Origin of the sequence: Duganella alba (assembly GCF_009674495.1) — a bacterium.
Taxonomy (GTDB): Bacteria; Pseudomonadota; Gammaproteobacteria; order Burkholderiales; family Burkholderiaceae_D; genus Rugamonas; species Rugamonas alba.
The window spans coordinates 17,857-33,419 of record NZ_WKJN01000017.1 but is presented as its reverse complement, the minus strand read 5'-3'; the positions used below and the strand labels follow the sequence as shown (position 1 = coordinate 33,419).

At 65.5% G+C, this 15,563-nt stretch carries 17 protein-coding genes; 5 read left to right on the top strand and 12 right to left on the bottom strand.

The genetic code is table 11. The annotated features are described in order from the left end of the window. Positions 1-3 precede the first annotated feature (3 nt). From GJ695_RS17345 to GJ695_RS17335, 3 genes are read left to right on the top strand one after another with little or no spacing between them, the layout of a single operon-like run. Positions 4-654 carry a DsbA family oxidoreductase gene (locus tag GJ695_RS17345; protein WP_154366865.1) on the top strand — a complete coding sequence of 217 codons (651 nt, stop codon included), beginning with the start codon at positions 4-6 and terminating at the stop codon, positions 652-654. Then, positions 644-1,771, top strand: a complete 1,128-nt coding sequence (locus tag GJ695_RS17340; protein ID WP_154366863.1) for an FAD binding domain-containing protein — start codon at positions 644-646, stop codon at positions 1,769-1,771. The genes GJ695_RS17345 and GJ695_RS17340 overlap by 11 nt, the downstream gene beginning before the upstream one ends. Before the next feature lie 48 nt (positions 1,772-1,819). Next, positions 1,820-2,515: a hypothetical protein gene (locus tag GJ695_RS17335; protein WP_154366861.1), complete on the top strand. Its 696-nt coding sequence runs from the start codon at positions 1,820-1,822 to the stop codon at positions 2,513-2,515. Here the strand turns inward: GJ695_RS17335 and GJ695_RS17330 are convergent. Genes GJ695_RS17330 through GJ695_RS17320 form a run of 3 tightly spaced genes read right to left on the bottom strand, consistent with a single transcriptional unit; the run spans position 2,504 to position 4,699 of the window. Further along, positions 2,504-3,697, bottom strand: coding sequence for an MFS transporter (locus tag GJ695_RS17330; protein WP_208024206.1), 1,194 nt, complete (start codon positions 3,695-3,697; stop codon positions 2,504-2,506). The genes GJ695_RS17335 and GJ695_RS17330 overlap by 12 nt on opposite strands. 5 nt (positions 3,698-3,702) lie before the next feature. Beyond that, positions 3,703-3,948, bottom strand: coding sequence for an NAD(P)-binding domain-containing protein (locus GJ695_RS17325; RefSeq protein ID WP_208023351.1), 246 nt, complete (start codon positions 3,946-3,948; stop codon positions 3,703-3,705). A 10-nt stretch (positions 3,949-3,958) separates the two neighbouring features. Continuing rightward, positions 3,959-4,699 (bottom strand): 3-oxoacyl-ACP reductase family protein, encoded by a 741-nt coding sequence (locus GJ695_RS17320; protein WP_154366857.1) that lies wholly within the window; start codon positions 4,697-4,699, stop codon positions 3,959-3,961. A gap of 114 nt (positions 4,700-4,813) precedes the next feature. Between GJ695_RS17320 and GJ695_RS17315 the strand changes: the two genes are divergently transcribed. Beyond that, positions 4,814-5,734: a LysR family transcriptional regulator gene (locus tag GJ695_RS17315; RefSeq protein WP_154366855.1), complete on the top strand. Its 921-nt coding sequence runs from the start codon at positions 4,814-4,816 to the stop codon at positions 5,732-5,734. On the opposite strand, the gene GJ695_RS17310 is transcribed toward GJ695_RS17315, so the two are convergent. Genes GJ695_RS17310 through GJ695_RS17280 form a run of 7 tightly spaced genes read right to left on the bottom strand, consistent with a single transcriptional unit; the run spans position 5,685 to position 11,354 of the window. Next, entirely contained in the window at positions 5,685-6,968 is a 1,284-nt protein-coding gene (locus GJ695_RS17310; protein ID WP_154366853.1) for an MSMEG_0569 family flavin-dependent oxidoreductase, read from the bottom strand. The genes GJ695_RS17315 and GJ695_RS17310 overlap by 50 nt on opposite strands. A gap of 24 nt (positions 6,969-6,992) precedes the next feature. Beyond that, on the bottom strand, positions 6,993-7,280 hold the full coding sequence (locus GJ695_RS17305) for an MSMEG_0570 family nitrogen starvation response protein (protein ID WP_154355726.1): 288 nt from the start codon (positions 7,278-7,280) through the stop codon (positions 6,993-6,995). Continuing rightward, on the bottom strand, positions 7,273-8,274 hold the full coding sequence (locus GJ695_RS17300; protein WP_154366851.1) for a sll0787 family AIR synthase-like protein: 1,002 nt from the start codon (positions 8,272-8,274) through the stop codon (positions 7,273-7,275). The genes GJ695_RS17305 and GJ695_RS17300 overlap by 8 nt, the downstream gene beginning before the upstream one ends. Beyond that, a complete protein-coding gene (locus tag GJ695_RS17295) occupies positions 8,271-8,795 on the bottom strand; it encodes an MSMEG_0567/Sll0786 family nitrogen starvation N-acetyltransferase (RefSeq protein WP_154366849.1) in 525 nt (174 codons plus the stop codon). Before GJ695_RS17295 ends, GJ695_RS17300 begins: the two co-directional genes overlap by 4 nt. Beyond that, complete coding sequence (locus tag GJ695_RS17290; protein ID WP_154366847.1) at positions 8,792-9,910, bottom strand: MSMEG_0568 family radical SAM protein; 1,119 nt, start codon at positions 9,908-9,910, stop codon at positions 8,792-8,794. Before GJ695_RS17290 ends, GJ695_RS17295 begins: the two co-directional genes overlap by 4 nt. Positions 9,911-9,922: 12 nt before the next feature. Next, complete coding sequence (locus tag GJ695_RS17285; RefSeq protein ID WP_154366845.1) at positions 9,923-10,855, bottom strand: Nit6803 family nitrilase; 933 nt, start codon at positions 10,853-10,855, stop codon at positions 9,923-9,925. A 16-nt stretch (positions 10,856-10,871) separates the two neighbouring features. Then, on the bottom strand, positions 10,872-11,354 hold the full coding sequence (locus GJ695_RS17280; protein WP_154355721.1) for an MSMEG_0572/Sll0783 family nitrogen starvation response protein: 483 nt from the start codon (positions 11,352-11,354) through the stop codon (positions 10,872-10,874). 371 nt (positions 11,355-11,725) lie between these two features. Between GJ695_RS17280 and GJ695_RS17275 the strand changes: the two genes are divergently transcribed. Then, positions 11,726-13,120, top strand: a complete 1,395-nt coding sequence (locus tag GJ695_RS17275; protein ID WP_371866544.1) for an aminotransferase-like domain-containing protein — start codon at positions 11,726-11,728, stop codon at positions 13,118-13,120. Positions 13,121-13,127: 7 nt separating this feature from the next. Here GJ695_RS17275 and GJ695_RS17270 read toward each other — a convergent pair whose 3' ends face one another. Then, positions 13,128-13,682, bottom strand: a complete 555-nt coding sequence (locus GJ695_RS17270) for a PEP-CTERM sorting domain-containing protein (protein WP_154366841.1) — start codon at positions 13,680-13,682, stop codon at positions 13,128-13,130. Between the two features lie 51 nt (positions 13,683-13,733). Then, a complete protein-coding gene (locus GJ695_RS17265) occupies positions 13,734-15,560 on the bottom strand; it encodes an alkaline phosphatase family protein (protein ID WP_154366838.1) in 1,827 nt (608 codons plus the stop codon). Positions 15,561-15,563: the final 3 nt, after the last annotated feature.

The window sequence follows — 15,563 nt, the reverse complement described above, 5'->3', positions numbered from 1 at the left end:
AACATGACAACCACCATTGACGTGACATCGGACTTTATCTGCCCCTGGTGCTGGATCGGCCACCAAAACCTGAAGTCGGCGCTGGTCCTGGCCGACGTCGAGGACGCGCTGCGGATCCGCTACCTGCCGTTTGAGCTCAACGCCGACATGCCGGCGCAAGGCATGAACCGCCAGGCCTATCGCAGCGCCAAGTTCGGCAACTGGGCACGCTCGCAGAGCATGGACGAGGATGTCACGCAGGCCGGCAAGCTGGTCGGCCTGGATTTTCACTACGAGCGCGTCGCGGTCACGCCGAACACGAAGCTGGCCCACCGGCTGATGGCGTACACGCAATCGTCGGGCGACAGCGACAAAAGCAGCGCGCTGTTCGAGGCCATCTTCTCCGGTTATTTTTCCGAGGGCCTGGACATCGGCAACCTCAACGTGTTGCTGGCGATCGGCGCGCGCGTCGGGCTGGATACTGTCGCGGCCCGCGACTTCCTCGCCGGCGCGGGAGGCGAAAAATCGATCGACGCCGCCCTGGTCCAGGCCCGCAACGCCGGCATCCATAGCGTGCCCAACCTGCTGATCGGCGGACTGCGCGTCGAAGGCGCCCAGTCCGCCGAATCGCTGGCGGCCATTCTGCTCCAGCTGCAAGCCCATCATGAACACTAAGCCGCACGCCATCATCATCGGCGGTTCGCTGGGCGGACTGTTTGCCGCCGTGACGCTGCGGGCGATCGGCTGGACCTTTGAAATCTTCGAACGCTCGCCGCACGAACTCGATACGCGCGGCGGCGGCCTGGTGCTGCAACCCGACGTGCTGGCGGCGTTTCGTTTTGCCGGCATCAAGTACACCGACACGATCGGCGTGCCGTCCAGCGACCGTATCTACCTGGAGGGCGCCAACCAGGTGGTGCACCGCAGCTTCATGCCGCAGACGCAAACCTCGTGGGGCACGCTGTACGGCATGATGAAGGACACGGTCGCCGATGAACAGATCCATCGCGGCGAGGCGTTCGTCCGCTTCGAGCAGGAGCGTGGCAAGGTCCACGCTGTTTTTGCCAGCGGACGCACCGCCACCGGCGACCTGCTGATCGGCGCCGACGGTCCCCATTCGACGCTGCGCAATCTGCTGCTGCCCGGCAGCACACCACACTATGCCGGCTACGTCGCATGGCGCGGCCTGGCGCCGGAACTGGCCGCGCCCGCGCGGACGCGCAAGCTGCTCGATGGCGTGTTCGCCTTCCAGCAAGGCCCGGACCACATGCTGCTGGAATATATGGTGCCGGGCGAGGACGGTTCCGTCAATCAAGGCGAGCGGCGCTGGAACTGGGTGTGGTATCGCAAGGCGACGGACGAGGCGTTGGCCGAGATCCTGGTGGACCGCAACGGCCGGCGCCATGCGTTCTCGCTGCCGCCGGACACCGCCAAGCAGGCGGACATGGACGCCCTGCGCAGCCAGGGCCGCACCATGCTGGCGCCGGCGTTCCAGGACCTGATGGCGGCGACCGACGACATTTTTCTGCAAACCATACAGGACCTGCAAGTCAATCAGATGGTCTTCGGCCGCGTGATCCTGTTGGGCGACGCCGCCTTCATTCCCCGGCCGCATACCGCCGGCGGCAGCGCCAAGGCGGCCGCCAACGCGCTGGCGCTGGCCCTGGCGTTGCGCAATGAGCGCCTGGACATCGACGCCAATCTACGCGAATGGGAACAGCAGCAATTGCAGGCCGGCTTCGTGATGACCAACTCGGGCATCGCCATGGGGCGGCAGATCATGGGCATGTGACGGCGGCATGCTATCCTGCGCGCCTGTGCATCCGTCTCCCAACAAGCAATGAGCAATATCGACCTGCCCTTCCGGGCCACCACCGCCGAAGCCTGCGCCTGGCTGGCGCAACAAACCGGCTCCGCCTGGACGCTGGCGCGTCTGCTGGAAAACGCCGTCACGCCGGTGGTGTGGCTGGACTACGACGCCGCCTATCCCGAGCTGTTCGGCGACGCCAACGGCGGCTATCCGGCGCCGATCTTCTTCGAGGAAGACGTCGCCCGCCTGGCGGCCGGCAGCGCAGATGTGCTGATCACCTTCACTAAAGACGCCTACAAGCTGCCCGTGCGGCTGCCCGCGCCCGGCTTCGTCCGGCCGCTCGACCAGTTGCGCTTCCAGAAGAAAGACCTGGAACGCCTGATGGCCAGGCTGAATAAGCCGGCGCCCGTCGAAAAGGCAAGCGAAACGCAGGCCGGCATCAGCAAGGAAGAAGTGCTGTTGGCGTTTGCCGGCACAGCCAAAATGGATCTGGCGCGCGCGCTGGACGAAGCCATCGGCATTTTTGGCGACGACGGTGCCCGCGTCAAGGCGAGCGCGCGCAAATCCAGGCGCAACGCCGTGTGGAATCCCGTCACGCTGGCGCTGGGACTGCACGACGTCTACCGCGCGCCGCTCGGTCCATTGAAACGCGCCTTCAAGACCCACGACTTCCTGCATGCCTGGGCCGGCAATTGGGAAGAATCTCTGCGCTTGCTAGGCAAGTGAGCGCTGCTTCACCAGCGCCACCGCTACCGCCGCCAGCAGCGTAGCCAGGGCGCCCAGCCACATCGCGCTGGGCAGGCCGAAGTGGTCGAGCAGCAGCCCGCCCACCAAGGCGCCGGCGCCTATCGATGCCTGTGCGCTGGATACGAAGACCGCCGACACCGCTTCCAGCTTGCTTGGCGCAGCGCTGAACAGCCAGCTCTGCACGGCAATCGGCAGCATGCCAAAGCCCAGTCCCCACACCATCAGCAACGGCACCACCATCAGCGCGTGGTCGGCAGCCGTCACCATCAGAGCAATCGCGCCGCCCATCATCGCCGCCGTGGCGACCAAAGTACCCTTGACGCTGCGCGACGCCGCCCAGCCTGCCACCAGATTGCCGGCAAAGCCAGCCGCGCCGTAGCCAAACAGGATGGCGCTGATCGCTCCCGCACCAATGCCGGCATGTTGCAGCAAATATGGCGTGATGTAAGTGTAGGAGCCAAACTGCCCGACGAAGATCAGCAGGATCGCCAGCAGGCCCACCTGCACCTTGGGCACTTTCAGCACGCTGCCGACATCGCCGAAGCCTTGCGCCTGCGTCGGTTTCAGCGACGGCAGCACGGCCATCAGCACCGCGACCACCACCAGCGCCACCGCAGTCGCCGCGCCGAACGCCATGCGCCAGCCCAGCGCATTGCCAAGCAGGGTGCCGACGGGAACGCCGGCCACGGTGCCGACCGACACGCCGGAGAAAATCAGCGAGGTCGCCCTGGTGCCTTCCGCGCCCGGCCGCAGGCGCGGTCCCAGCGAACCACCGATGGTCCAGAAGCCGCCGATGGCAATCCCCAGCAGCACGCGGCCCGCCAGCACCACCGGCAGGCTGGTGGCCAGCGACACCGCCAGGTTGGCAGCCGCCAGCATCGCCAGCAGCACGCATAGCAGGTGGCGACGATCCAGGTTGCCCGCGAATGCCAGGGTAAACGGCGCCATGACGGCGGCGATCACGCCCGGCAGCGTCACCATCAGGCCGGCCTGTCCCGGCGTGATGCCCAGGTCATGGGCAATCTGCGGCAGCAGGCCAACCGGCAGAAACTCCGAAGTCACCAGCGCAAAGGCGCCAATGCCCACCGAGGCGACTGCGGCCCACGGCGCGGCTGCGGCAGGAGCATGCGGCTGCACGCCGCTGGTCGATGCTGGTCCCACGGCGCTCATCCGAATTTCACCAGGTTGAGCGACGGCAGCGGGACGCCTGGGAACTGCTGCAGGCGCCCTTGCTCGACGCCGCCCAGATCCAGCGCGAAGAAACCCAGCCGCTCGATCAGCGCCGCCACGTCCACCTTGGCCGCGCGCTCGTCGCCGGACAGGAACAGCACACGCCGTCCACCTTCCGAGCGCGGATCGGCCACGGCAATGGCCGCGCCGATGGCGCCGGCACCGATGATTGCGATGTTCATGGTGTGCTCCTCAAGCGGTAAAGCCGCCGTCAACCATCAGCTCGGCGCCCGACACGAACGACGCTTCCTCGCCGGCCAGATACGAGACAGCAGCGGCAACGTCCTCGCCCCGGCCATAGCGGCCCACGGCGATGTTGGGCTTGATGAAATCGGCGATCGGACCGTCGGCCGGATTCATGTCCGAATCGGTCGGGCCGGGATGGACGGTGTTGACCGTGATGCCGCGTGGGCCGAGGTCGCGCACCAGGCCACGCGTGAAGCCGGTCACCGCGCCCTTGGTCAGCGTGTAGGCCGAAGCGGTACCGAACGCCGCGTACTGCACCATCGAACTGCCGATGTGGATGATGCGGCCGCCCTGCCCCATGTGTTTCAGCGCTTCCTGGGTGGCGACGAAAACGCCGGTAACGTTCACGGCCAAAATGCGCTGGAAGTCTTCAAACGGGATTTCCTGCGGATTGCCCAACACGCTGATGCCGGCGTTGTTGACCAGGATGTCCACCTTGCCGAACTGCGCCGCAACGGCGGCCACGCCCTGGCGCACCGCGTCCGGATTGCCGGCGTCGGCCTGGATGGCGATCGCGCGGCCGCCGGCGGCTTCGATGTCGGCCACGACCTGCTGCGCCTTCTCCGGCGAGGCGTTGTAGGTGATGGCCACGGTGGCGCCGTCGGCGGCCAGCCGCTTGGCGATGGCCGCGCCGATGGAACGGCTGCCGCCGGTGACGATAGCGATTTTGTTGTTCAGTTTGCTCATGATGATTTCCCTTCAGTGGTTGATGACGATGGAACCAGTATGGTTGCGTCGATCCCACAGCGGTAGTCAGAACTGGATATAATCACTTTCAAGCAAACATTGAAAGCAAGGGCGATGGAAACCCTCTCCAACCTCGAATCCTTTGTCCGCAGCGCCGAACTCGCCAGCTTTTCCGAAGCTGCGCGCCGGCTGGCGCTGACACCCGCCGCCGTCAGCCGCAACGTCGCCCAGCTGGAACGCAACCTGGGCGTGCGCCTGTTCCAGCGCAGCACGCGCGGGCTGACGCTGACCGAGTCGGGCGAACGGTTTCTCCAGGCTGTTTCAGGCGGGCTGGACAGCATCCAGGCGGCGATTGCAGACGTCAGCACCCACGCCGGCCAGCCGGCCGGTACGCTGAAATTGAGCGCCGCTCCCGGCTTCGCACGCGACTTCCTGCTGCCACTGATGCCGGCTTTCCTGGAGCGCTACCCGGCCGTGCGGCCGGACTGGCATCTGGACAACCGCCAGGTCGACCTGATCGCCGGCGGCTACGACGCGGCCATCGGCGGCGGCTTCGAGCTGACGCCCGGCGTGGTGGCCAGGGAGCTGGCCCGGATCAAGATCATCGCCGTGGCCTCGCCGCAGTACCTGAAGGGCCGGCGCACACCTGCCACGCCGGCCGATCTAAAGGATTTCGACGGCATCGTGATGCGATCGGCAATCACCGGCCGCCTGCGCCATGCGGGCTTGCGCAACCGCGCGGGCCAGGAGCAGATCGCGGAAATGACGCCGCGCATGACCATGACCGAGCCGGACGGCGTGTTGCAGATGGTGTTGATGGGTATGGGCGTGGCCATGCTGGCCGTACCCAATGTGCTGCAATACCTGGAAAGCGGCCAGCTGGTGCGCATCCTGCCCGACTGGGCCGACGACGCCGGCCCCATCTCGCTGTACTTCACCAGCCAGCAGCTGTTGCCGGCGAAGACGCGCGCCTTCGTCGATTTCGTTACGCAGGCGTTTCGTGAGCAGGAACTGGCGCAGCGCTTCCAGGCCTAGCGGCCGCCGTGATGTGCTCGACCAGGTAGGCCGCGTCACGGGCAATGCCCGAAAAACGGCCAGATCCCCAGGTGTACTGCCATGGCAGCCCAAGGAAATACAAGCCCTGCTGCGCCGTGACGCCGCGCTCGTGCTGCGGATAACCGCGCTGGTCGAAGATCGGCGCATCCACCCAGCGGAAATCGGTGCGGAAGCCGATGCACCAGACCACCGCGCTGATGCGGCCCATGTCGAGCGTGGTTGGCGCATCGGCCGGCGGCTGCCACAGCGGCGCGTATGGCGCTTCCTGCGGCGCGTCCAGCCCATGTTTGGCAATGTGCTGGTCAATGCTGGCGTTAATCTTGAGGTAGACCGCGTCGGCGCCGTCGAGGTTGCGTTGCAGGTCGTCGCCGAAACGCGCCACGCCGTCCTTCAACCCTTCGTAGCGGCCATATAGCTGCATGCCTTCCAGCGCGAACTTGCGCAGGTCGATATCGCGGCCGCCATCGCGGCCGGTGACGTAGTGATTGGTTTTCTCGCGCACGCCGACGCCCAGCGGGTGCTTGTCCACCGGCAGATCGTAGTACGCCATTTCATCCAGCCACTTGACCACGTCCTTGCCGCGATACCGGCGCGCCACGCGCGGCGCATCGCCCACGCACAGGTGCACGCGGCGGCCGGCCAGATGCAGGTCTTCGGCGATCTGGCAGCCGGACTGCCCGGTGCCCACCACCAGCACCTCGCCGGCCGGCAGCTGCGCCGGATTCAGGTAGTCCGACGAATGCAACTGCGCCACGCCGACCGGCAACTGCGCGGCGTCGGCCGGCAGGATCGGCGTGTGGTAGCCGCCGACGGCGATCACCACCTGCTCCGCATGGTAGGCGCCGGCGCTGGTGTCAACCCGATACGCGCCGTTCGCGTCGCGGCTGACGCCGGTGACGCTGACGCCTTCCAGCGCCGGCGGGCCGAACGAGGCGATGTACGCGTCAATGTAGTCGACGATCTGCTGCTTGACCATGAAGCCGTCCGGGTCGTCTCCCTGGTAGGCGAAGCCGGGCAAGGTGCATTGCCAGTTCGGCGTCACGAGACAAAAGCTGTCCCAGCGCTCGCTGCGCCAGGCGTGGCCGAGCCGGTTCTTTTCCAGGATCAGGTGCGATACGCCCTGTTGCTTGAGCAGGTAACTGAGCGACAGGCCGGCCTGGCCGCCGCCGATGATCAGGACCTGGTAGTGGTTGTTGTGTGGTTCGCGTGGCATGGTGGAACTCCGTTGAAATATGGGTCAGGAACGCAACGCAACCAGCGTCACGGCGGCGGCGGGATCGGATTGGTAGGTCAAGGCGCGCGCTTCCAGCCGCTCCAGCTGGTCCATCGCCGACGAGCAGGCGTAGCCGTACTTGAGGCGCACGCGCTCGCTGGCGAGATTCAGCGCGGTACGGCTGCGTTGCATAAAGTCGTCCAGTGGATAGCGTTCGCCGGCCTGCAGGTAATCGTGGATGACGGTGGACGGCGAATAGCAGTCGGTGACGCTATCGTCCGGCCAGCGCACGGTAAAACGGACTTCAGGCATGGCTGGTCTCCTTGGATGGAACGTGGGGTAATCGGGATGGCGCACAGCCAATCAGCGCTTCCTCGGCAAAGTCCCACAGCAGCGTGCGCGCCTCGTCCTCGCCGTGGCGCAGGTGCACGCGGTGGCTGGCGTTGGTGCGGCCGATGACGCCGCACATCAGTTCGCGCGCCTTGAAACGCGCCTTGACAGCGGCCAGGTCGGCGTCCGCCACGCTCAGGATGAAGCCGTAGCTGGGGAACGTGGTCAGCCAGCGCTCAAGCGCCACGCCGGCAGGACGCGGAATCGCGGCCAGGTCGATCTCGGCGCCGATGCCCGAACATTCCAGCAGCATCAGCGCCGTACCGACCACGCCGGCCATGCTGATGTCCTTGGCGGCGCGGCACAAGCCGTCTTCCGCGATGGCGGGCAGCAGTTCAAGGTCGGCGCGCAGGCGTTCGGGTGGCGCGCCGAGGCTGGCGTTCCAGTAATCGTAGGGCTCGTGATAGCGGCCGCGCGGATCGCAGACCACTAGCAGGTTCTCGCCGGGCTGCGCGTCAAAGCTGGTCAGCAGCCTGGTTGCGCGGCCGGTGATTGCCACCGACAGCTGTTCGCGGTCGCTGCGTCGGTTGCTGTGGCCACCGACGATCGGCACCTGATACACGGCCGATGCCGCCGCCAGGCCGTCGAGCAGCGGCTGCGCCGCCTCGCCGCCCCGGCTCCACAGCGCATCAACGATGGCCAGCGGCCGTCCGCCCATCGCGTAGATGTCGCTGACGTTGACCATCACGCCACAATAGCCGGCAAACCACGGCTCCCTGGCGACGAACTCGTTGACGAAGCCTTCGATGGCCAGCAGCAGGTAGCCGTCGCCGTCGGGAATGGCGGCGCAGTCGTCGCCGTTGCGCACCGCGCCGCCGCTGGACAGCGTGCGCACCACCTGGTCGATATCGCGTTTGTGGGCGATGCCTGCCGAGTTGCGCAGCAGCGCGGTCAGGCGTTCAAGTTCCTGGCTCATGCGCCGTCCCGCGAGCAGGTGAAGCCGATGTCGGCGTCATGGATCGGTGGGTAGAACGACAGGTCGGCGCGCATCAGGCTATGCGGCCGGCCGTGCATGACGACGTCGTGCAACGGGTCCCAGTGCAGTTGCTCGAACATCGGCACATTCTGCTGCTGCACGTGGGCCAGGAAGGTGCGGCAGCCGAGCGCCTGCGCGGCGCCGACCGCCAGCTTTATCAAGCCGCTGCCGACTGCCGCCTGGCGCCGCGCACTGCACGCCACCGCCAGCCGCGATCCCCACCAGATATCGTCGCCGGCATGGTGGATGCGTACCGTGCCGATTACCTCGCCATCCGGGCCGGCTATCGCCACCAGCGTCAGCGCGGTGGTGTCGATCTGGTCGCGGTCATCGCCATTGAACAGGCCCTGCTCGCCGCAGAACACCTGCTTGCGCAGCTGGCGCGCGCCGTCGCGCTGGGCGACGGTGGTGGCCAGCTTGATGCGCGCAGTCAGTTGCGCGGTGGATGTCGCGAGGCTCATGATGGCTTCCTTTCAAACGTGGACAGCGACGAGCATGCGCCGCAGCGGCCGCAACCGGCCTTGATCTCGCCCGAATCCAGGCCGCCGGCGCCCAGCATGTCACCCAGCGGCGCCAGCAGCTCGCGCATCATCTGTGCCGACGGCGCCGGATGGTCTTCCAGCGGCGTGCCGGCAATCGGCACGAACGGCACCACGAAGGGATAGACGCCGATGCCGATCAGTTGCTCGCAGCAGCGCAGGATGGCTTCCGGCGTGTCGCCCAGCCCGGCCAGGATGTAGGTGCTGACCTGGCCGGGCCCGAACACGGCGACGGCGCGCTCGAAGGCGTCGAAATAGCGGCTCAACGGCACGCTGGCCTTGCCCGGCATGATGCGCGCCCGCACCTCCGGCGTCACCGCCTCCAGGTGCATGCCCAGCGCGTCGATGCCGGCATCGCGCATGCGCGTGAACCAGGCGTCGTCATCGGGCGGCTCGCACTGGCCCTGGATCGGCAGGTCGACGGCCGACTTCACGGCGAACGCGCTTTCGCACAGGATGGCGGCGCCGCGGTCGGTGGCATTCGGCGTGCCGGTGGTCATGACCATGTGCTTGACGCCGTCCAGCAGCACGGCGGCGCGCGCCACCTCGGCCAGTTGTTCCGGCATCTTGCGCAGGATGGTGCGGCCGGCCGCCAGCGACTGGCCGATGGAGCAGAACTGGCACGACTTGCGCCGGCTTTCGTAACGGATGCAGCTTTGCAGCACCGTGGTGGCCAGCACGTCCTTGCCGTGCAGCGTGGCGATGTGCGAGTACGGCACGCCGTCCAGCGTCTGCATCTTGTAGAAGCGCGGCTGGCGCGGGAAGGAAATCATGCCGATGGTGCGGCCGTCGCGCATGATGGCGCTGCGGCCGTCGGCGCCTGCCGGCGCGGCCAGGTAGGGCGAGTTGAACGCGCTGCCGGTGTGCACCGGGATCATGACGGTGGTGCCGTCGACGGTGACGGCCTTGTGGTCGGACGGACCTGCGCCGCCACGCCGGCTGGGGGCGCCGGCGGTTGGATCGGCCAGCCGCATGCCGAGCGACTGCAGCTCGGTGATCAGCTGTTGCGCAGGAATTTCGGAGGTGAGAATGCTCATGCTGGCTGCTCCTTACAGATTGGTGGGCGAGACGGCGCGGTCGTCGATCCTGAGACTGAGCAGCTCAGGGCGCGCATAATGGCCGACCGAATCCATCATGCGTTTGCGCTTGGTGATCAGGGCCATGTCGAGGTCGGCGATGACGATGCCTTCGCCGGAACGCAGCGGTTCCGCCAGCAGCACGCCTTCCGGCGAGACGATGGTGGTGCAGCAGCCGCCGCGCAGCGCTTTCTGTACCGCCGGATCGGGCGTGATGGCGGCGATCTGGCTGTCGGTCAGCCAGCCGGTGGCGTTGACCACGAAGCAGGCCGATTCCAGCGCGTGGTGGCGTATCGTCACCTCCATCTGGTCGGCGAAGATCTGGCCGACCATCGAGCCGGGAAACTGGGCGCAGTGGATTTCCTCGTGCTGCGCCATCAGCGCGTAGCGCGCCAGCGGGTTGTAATGCTCCCAGCAGGCCAGCGCGCCGATGCGGCCGACCGCCGTGTCCACCACCTTCAGGCCGCTGGCGTCGCCCTGCCCCCAGATCATGCGTTCGTGATAGGTGGGCGTGATCTTGCGCCGCTTGAGCAGCAGCTCGCCGTTGGCGTCGAACACGATCTGGGTGTTGTACAGGCTGCCGTGATCGCGCTCGTTCACGCCCAGCACCACCACCACACCATGCTCGCGCGCGGCGGAGGCAACGGCGTCGGTGACCGGCCCCGGCACCGTGGGCGCCCGCTCGTACAGCAGCAGGTGTTCGGCGCCGGCTTGGAAAGGCGGACGCACGAACGAAAAGTACGGGTAGTACGGCACAAAGGTTTCAGGAAACACCACCAGCTCCGCCCCTTGCGCGGCGGCGTCCGCAATCGCTTGCAGCACCTTGGCCAGCGTGCCGTCGGCGCTGTCGAAATCCGGCGCGATCTGCACCGCCGCCGCCCTTACCGTCTTTTTGGTCGTTGTCATGTCCGCCCCGCTGCGCTTACAGCGTCCAGGTGTCGATGATCACCGCGTTGGCGCGCAGGTGCAGCAGCTTCAGGTCCAGCACGTCCTGCGGCGCGATCGCGCGGATGCCTTCGATCAACGACGGCTCGCCGTGACCGTACAGCGCCTGCAGCGCGAAGCGGCAGGCATATACCTTGCCGCCTTCGGCCATGAACTTGACCAGTTGGTTGTTCTGGTTCAGGTGGCCCGGGAAGGCTTCGTCGCCCAGGGTCGGGAAGCCGCGCTGCAGGCCCAGCGTGACGCCCGGACCGTACAGCAGCACCGTGGTCTCGTAGCCCTTGCGTTGCAGGCGCGTGGCTTGCAGCAGGTTGACGAAGCCGATCGAACCTTCGAAGGCCACGGTGTGGAAAGTGACCAGTGCTTTTTCGCCCGGCAGGGCTTTGACGTCCTCGAAGACCTTCTCTTCGTAATCAACAAAATAATCGCCTTTGGCGTGTGGCTTGTGGTCGATGGCAGGCATGGCGTGTCTCTTCAAAGTAGGTTGAGGTGGGTATCGCACAACAGCGTCGCGATGCCCGGATTGAATGCATGCGCCATGCCATGCAATGTGGTTTTCGGCTTCCCGTGACTGGATCAAAATCCATACAATGCGGCGATTTTCAGGCTGCTTCCCAGCGCATTTTTCCGACGTACTTTTGCGCTGAAAACAGCGCTCCATTCAAGTCCTGCAGTCAATCCTGAATTAGGAATTTTTCCTTATGGAATCAGGGCGCATCAAAAGCGTGCGCCTTGATCGTCGCTTGCTGCGTTCCGGTGCAATTTGGCGGGATTTTTCCGGCACGAAATATGCATACAATTTTTTATCGCCCACCAACATTGACTGGATCGACTGTGCCGAAGAACGCCAACGGATGGATACCGAAACTGAAGAAGGGACATGGCCCTGTCTACAAGCTGATCGCCGACGCCATCGGCGCCGATATCGCCACCGGGCGCCTGGTGGCGGAGCAGCGGCTGCCGGCGCAGCGCAGCCTGGCCGACGCGCTGGGCATCGACTTCACCACGGTGGCGCGCGCCTATACCGAGGCGCAGAAACGCGGCCTGGTGGATTCCCCGGTGGGTCGCGGCACCTTTGTCTGCGGCAAACGCGCGTTGGCGATTCCGCGCGCCGTGGCGGCGCGGCCGAATGTCGATCTGTCGATGAACATGCCGCCCGAGGCGCTGACACCCGAATTAATGGCGTTGATGCGTTCCGGCCTGTCGGCCATCGGCGGTGACATGTCCGCCCTGCTGCGCTATCAGGACTTCGGCGGCTCGGCGCTGGACCGCGAGGCCGGCGCGCTGTGGCTGCGGCGGCGCGGGCTGGCCATCGAGCCGGAGCGGCTGCTGGTGGTGCCCGGCGCGCAGGCGGCGTTGATGGCGATCCTCAGCACCATCGCCCCGCCCGGTTCGGTGGTGTGCTGCGAATCGCTGACGTATCCGGGCTTGCGGGCGCTGGCGAGCCTGCTGAATCTGCGGCTGGTGGGCTTGCCGATGGATGGCGAAGGCATCGACGCGCTGGCCTTTGCCGCCGCCTGCGCCCAATATGCGCCGCAGGCCCTGTACTGCAACCCGACGCTGCTCAATCCGACCACGCTGACGATGTCGGCCCAGCGCCGGCAGGCACTGGTGCAGGTGGCGCGCAATTACGGCGTACCGATCATCGAGGACGACGCCTACGGCTTTCTGCCGCGCAGCAGCCCGCCGCCGATCGCAGCCATCGGCGCTGATGTCACCTATTATGTGGCGGGCATGGCGAAGTGCGTCGGCGCAGGTCTGCGGCTGGCCTACATTGCCGCGCCGGATGCGGTGTCCACCGCGCGTCTGGCGGCGGCGGTACGCGCCACCACCGTGATGGCGGCGCCGTTCACGGCGGCGCTGGCCAGCCGCTGGATACGGGAAGGCACGGCGGACCTGGCGCTGAACGCGATCCGCAAGGAATCGATGGCGCGCCAGCGGCTGGCGGCGCGCATCCTGCCGCCGCACAGCTATGCGTCGCAGCCGGAAGCGTTCCATTTGTGGATACGGTTGCCCGAGCAATGGGACCGGCTGGCCCTCACCGCCCATCTGCGCGCGACCGGTATCGGCGTGGTGCCAAGCGATGCGTTTGCGGTGGATGGCCAGCCGCCGCAAGCCATCCGCGTCTGCATCGGCGGTATCGCCGACCAGGAAGAGATACGTCAGGCGCTGCAACGCATTGCCGAAGCGCTGCAGCACTCACCGCTGGAGACACCGGCGGTGTTATAGCCCCGGCTCAGGCCCGGGTTTTCCGCCGCACCAGGGCCAGGCATGCCAGACCCGCAATCAGCGACCAGTAGGTTGATGGCTCGGGAACGGCAGCCGCAGCACTCACGGTCCATACGCCGGGCTTGTCATAAACGGTCGCATACGGGCCTGCCGTCACATATGAGGCAGCCAGATCCACAGCCCTTCCGTCATAATTGAAGCCGGCCGACTCGGAAGAAAATCCGCTCCAGTCCGAAGCCGTTTTCGCATCATTAATCTTCCACTCAACAATGTTCATATTGCTGTCGAAGATGAATTGCGGATTGAAGAAAAAGCTTTTTGTTGCCGGACCAAAGTTCATCCCTGCGGCGCTGACATCCCAGCTCTTGATCGTATAGAAGTGATCGTCCGCACCAGGCGAGTGAGCGAAATCGAATACGAAGTGGGCAATCAGACGCGACGGCTCCGCCGTAATGGCATTTTTCTCGAACCAGTTCCCGGTGTAAGTATAGGTCAGGTCACCGGCAGAGCTCGTGCCTGCGAAACCAATCAATGCGGAACAGACGATGGCGCGGAAGATCATACAATCCTTAATATAGGTTAATGTATTATTTTAACTTCAATTGTTGATCTGTCAAGGCCAAGGCTGCAATCCCAACGTTCGGCCCGGGAATCCGGCCGCATCGAAGTACCAGCTGCGGTCCACCTGTTGATATTGCAGGATGGTTTTCAAGCCGTTGCTGGCGGGCTGCGACGAAATGGTCTTTGTCCGGACCTTGGGCATGGCGCCGCCGGGCATGGTTTCGGTCAATACGCGGCCGGTGAGTTTTCCGGTGTCCGGGATTTTCAGGCCGAGCAGGGCCGCTATCGTCCGGCTGACGTCGACATTGCTGACGGGCGCGGCATCCACAAAGCCTTGCTTGAAGCTGGGACCGTTGGCGGCGGTGAAGTTAAAGGTGTCGCCCCGGCTGAAACTGCCGTGCATGCCCTGCCCTTGTTGCAGCGTGCTGTCCGCCACTTCGACCGAGCAGGTCGTCGGCAAGGCGCAGCCGAAACTGAAGGACTTGAAGTTCACCACCATGGCCGGACGCGGGGTCGCGGCGCTGCCCTCCAGGTTGATGTCGCGCAGCGATAACGCGCCCTTGAATTTCCCCAGGCGGCTATCGACAAAAATGCCGCTGACGTAGTCTTGCGACAGCAGGAAATCGACAATCTTCCGCGTCAGGGCACGCGCGCCGGCCTTGGTGGTTTTTTGCGGCAGATAGATCAGGTCGGAACCGCCGTTGCCGGCGACGATGACCCGCGGCGCGAGAGGATCATCGCCGATGAGTCCGTTGGAGAATTTGGCGTGCTGTGCGTCGCCGAGCAGCAGGTTCTTCTGATCCGGGTCCCAGAACTTTTGACCCAACGCATGCGCGATGTCCTTGGCGAGGAAGCCCGGTGGCAGGAAGCCTTGCGGCACGTCGGCATACGCGATGCGCGCCGCATAGCTGGTATCGCTCTGCTTCGATACGGTGGAGAAGCCATGGTCCGCCGACACGATGATGTCGGTGGTCGCTTCCAGTCCCAGCGCACGCAAGGTGTCGCGGATCTGCTGGAGGTTGTTGTCGGCGTTTTTAATCCCCGCCAGCGCGGTCGGACCGTTGATGCCGGGCGTGATGGCGTTCAGGCTGTCGCCCTGGTTGTGCTGGCTGCCATCCGGATCGCGCGACCAGAAGACGGCGAAAAATGGCCTGTCGTCTTCCTTGAATTTCTTCAGGATGACTTTATTGAACAGGTCGGCAAACCACTGTTGCTGCGCCAGGTTTGCCGTCACCGTGCCGGGAACGGTGGCCGAGCCGACGCTGCCGTTCGCGCCGCGCGAAGGCGCCGCCAGCGCCAGCCCTTCCCTGGCCAGTCCGTCCTTAACCCACTGCGCCAGTGGAATGCCCGCCGCGCTGCCAGTGGGATCGTCGGCGATGACGCTGCTGTCGCCGGAGCGGTCGGTGTGGTCGAAGATCAGCGTGGGGCCCAGCTTGCCGACCGCCGCAGTGTTGAAGCCGGCCTTGCGCGCGGCTTTCATCACGGTCTCCTGATTCAGGTAATCGCCGGAAAAGTGTTCATCCACGTCGCCCAGCACAGCGTCGTTTTCCAGGAATGGCGTGACCGAGCCATTCGCCGGGCCGACCTGGTATCCCGTATGGATGGTGTTGCTGAAGTCGCCCGTATCGCCCAGGTAGTGGCCGGTGGCAAACACCGAGGCGTTCGCGGTGGTGAAGGTCGGGAATACGGAGTGGCTGTTGCTGAAGGCGACACCGGCGTCGCGCAGCGCCGCCATGGCAGGCGCGTTGGCGGCGGTCACCATTTCCGAACGCATCCCGTCCGGGACAAACAGTATGACGTTGTGCGGACGATCGGCAGCCATGGCCGGCGTCAACGCGGTGGCGATCAGCGTCAGTGCAAAGGAGAGCTTGAGTTTCATGTA

Coding starts and splice junctions, on each gene's coding strand:
- GJ695_RS17325 (WP_208023351.1), bottom strand. CDS start 3,948: ATGAACATCGCAATCATCGGTGCCGGCGCCATCGGCGCGGCCATTGCC.
- GJ695_RS17310 (WP_154366853.1), bottom strand. CDS start 6,968: ATGCCACGCGAACCACACAACAACCACTACCAGGTCCTGATCATCGGC.
- GJ695_RS17290 (WP_154366847.1), bottom strand. CDS start 9,910: ATGAGCATTCTCACCTCCGAAATTCCTGCGCAACAGCTGATCACCGAG.
- GJ695_RS17295 (WP_154366849.1), bottom strand. CDS start 8,795: ATGAGCCTCGCGACATCCACCGCGCAACTGACTGCGCGCATCAAGCTG.
- GJ695_RS17285 (WP_154366845.1), bottom strand. CDS start 10,855: ATGACAACGACCAAAAAGACGGTAAGGGCGGCGGCGGTGCAGATCGCG.
- GJ695_RS17265 (WP_154366838.1), bottom strand. CDS start 15,560: ATGAAACTCAAGCTCTCCTTTGCACTGACGCTGATCGCCACCGCGTTG.
- GJ695_RS17270 (WP_154366841.1), bottom strand. CDS start 13,682: ATGATCTTCCGCGCCATCGTCTGTTCCGCATTGATTGGTTTCGCAGGC.
- GJ695_RS17345 (WP_154366865.1), top strand. CDS start 4: ATGACAACCACCATTGACGTGACATCGGACTTTATCTGCCCCTGGTGC.
- GJ695_RS17340 (WP_154366863.1), top strand. CDS start 644: ATGAACACTAAGCCGCACGCCATCATCATCGGCGGTTCGCTGGGCGGA.
- GJ695_RS17335 (WP_154366861.1), top strand. CDS start 1,820: ATGAGCAATATCGACCTGCCCTTCCGGGCCACCACCGCCGAAGCCTGC.
- GJ695_RS17315 (WP_154366855.1), top strand. CDS start 4,814: ATGGAAACCCTCTCCAACCTCGAATCCTTTGTCCGCAGCGCCGAACTC.
- GJ695_RS17320 (WP_154366857.1), bottom strand. CDS start 4,699: ATGAGCAAACTGAACAACAAAATCGCTATCGTCACCGGCGGCAGCCGT.
- GJ695_RS17300 (WP_154366851.1), bottom strand. CDS start 8,274: ATGAGCCAGGAACTTGAACGCCTGACCGCGCTGCTGCGCAACTCGGCA.
- GJ695_RS17305 (WP_154355726.1), bottom strand. CDS start 7,280: ATGCCTGAAGTCCGTTTTACCGTGCGCTGGCCGGACGATAGCGTCACC.
- GJ695_RS17280 (WP_154355721.1), bottom strand. CDS start 11,354: ATGCCTGCCATCGACCACAAGCCACACGCCAAAGGCGATTATTTTGTT.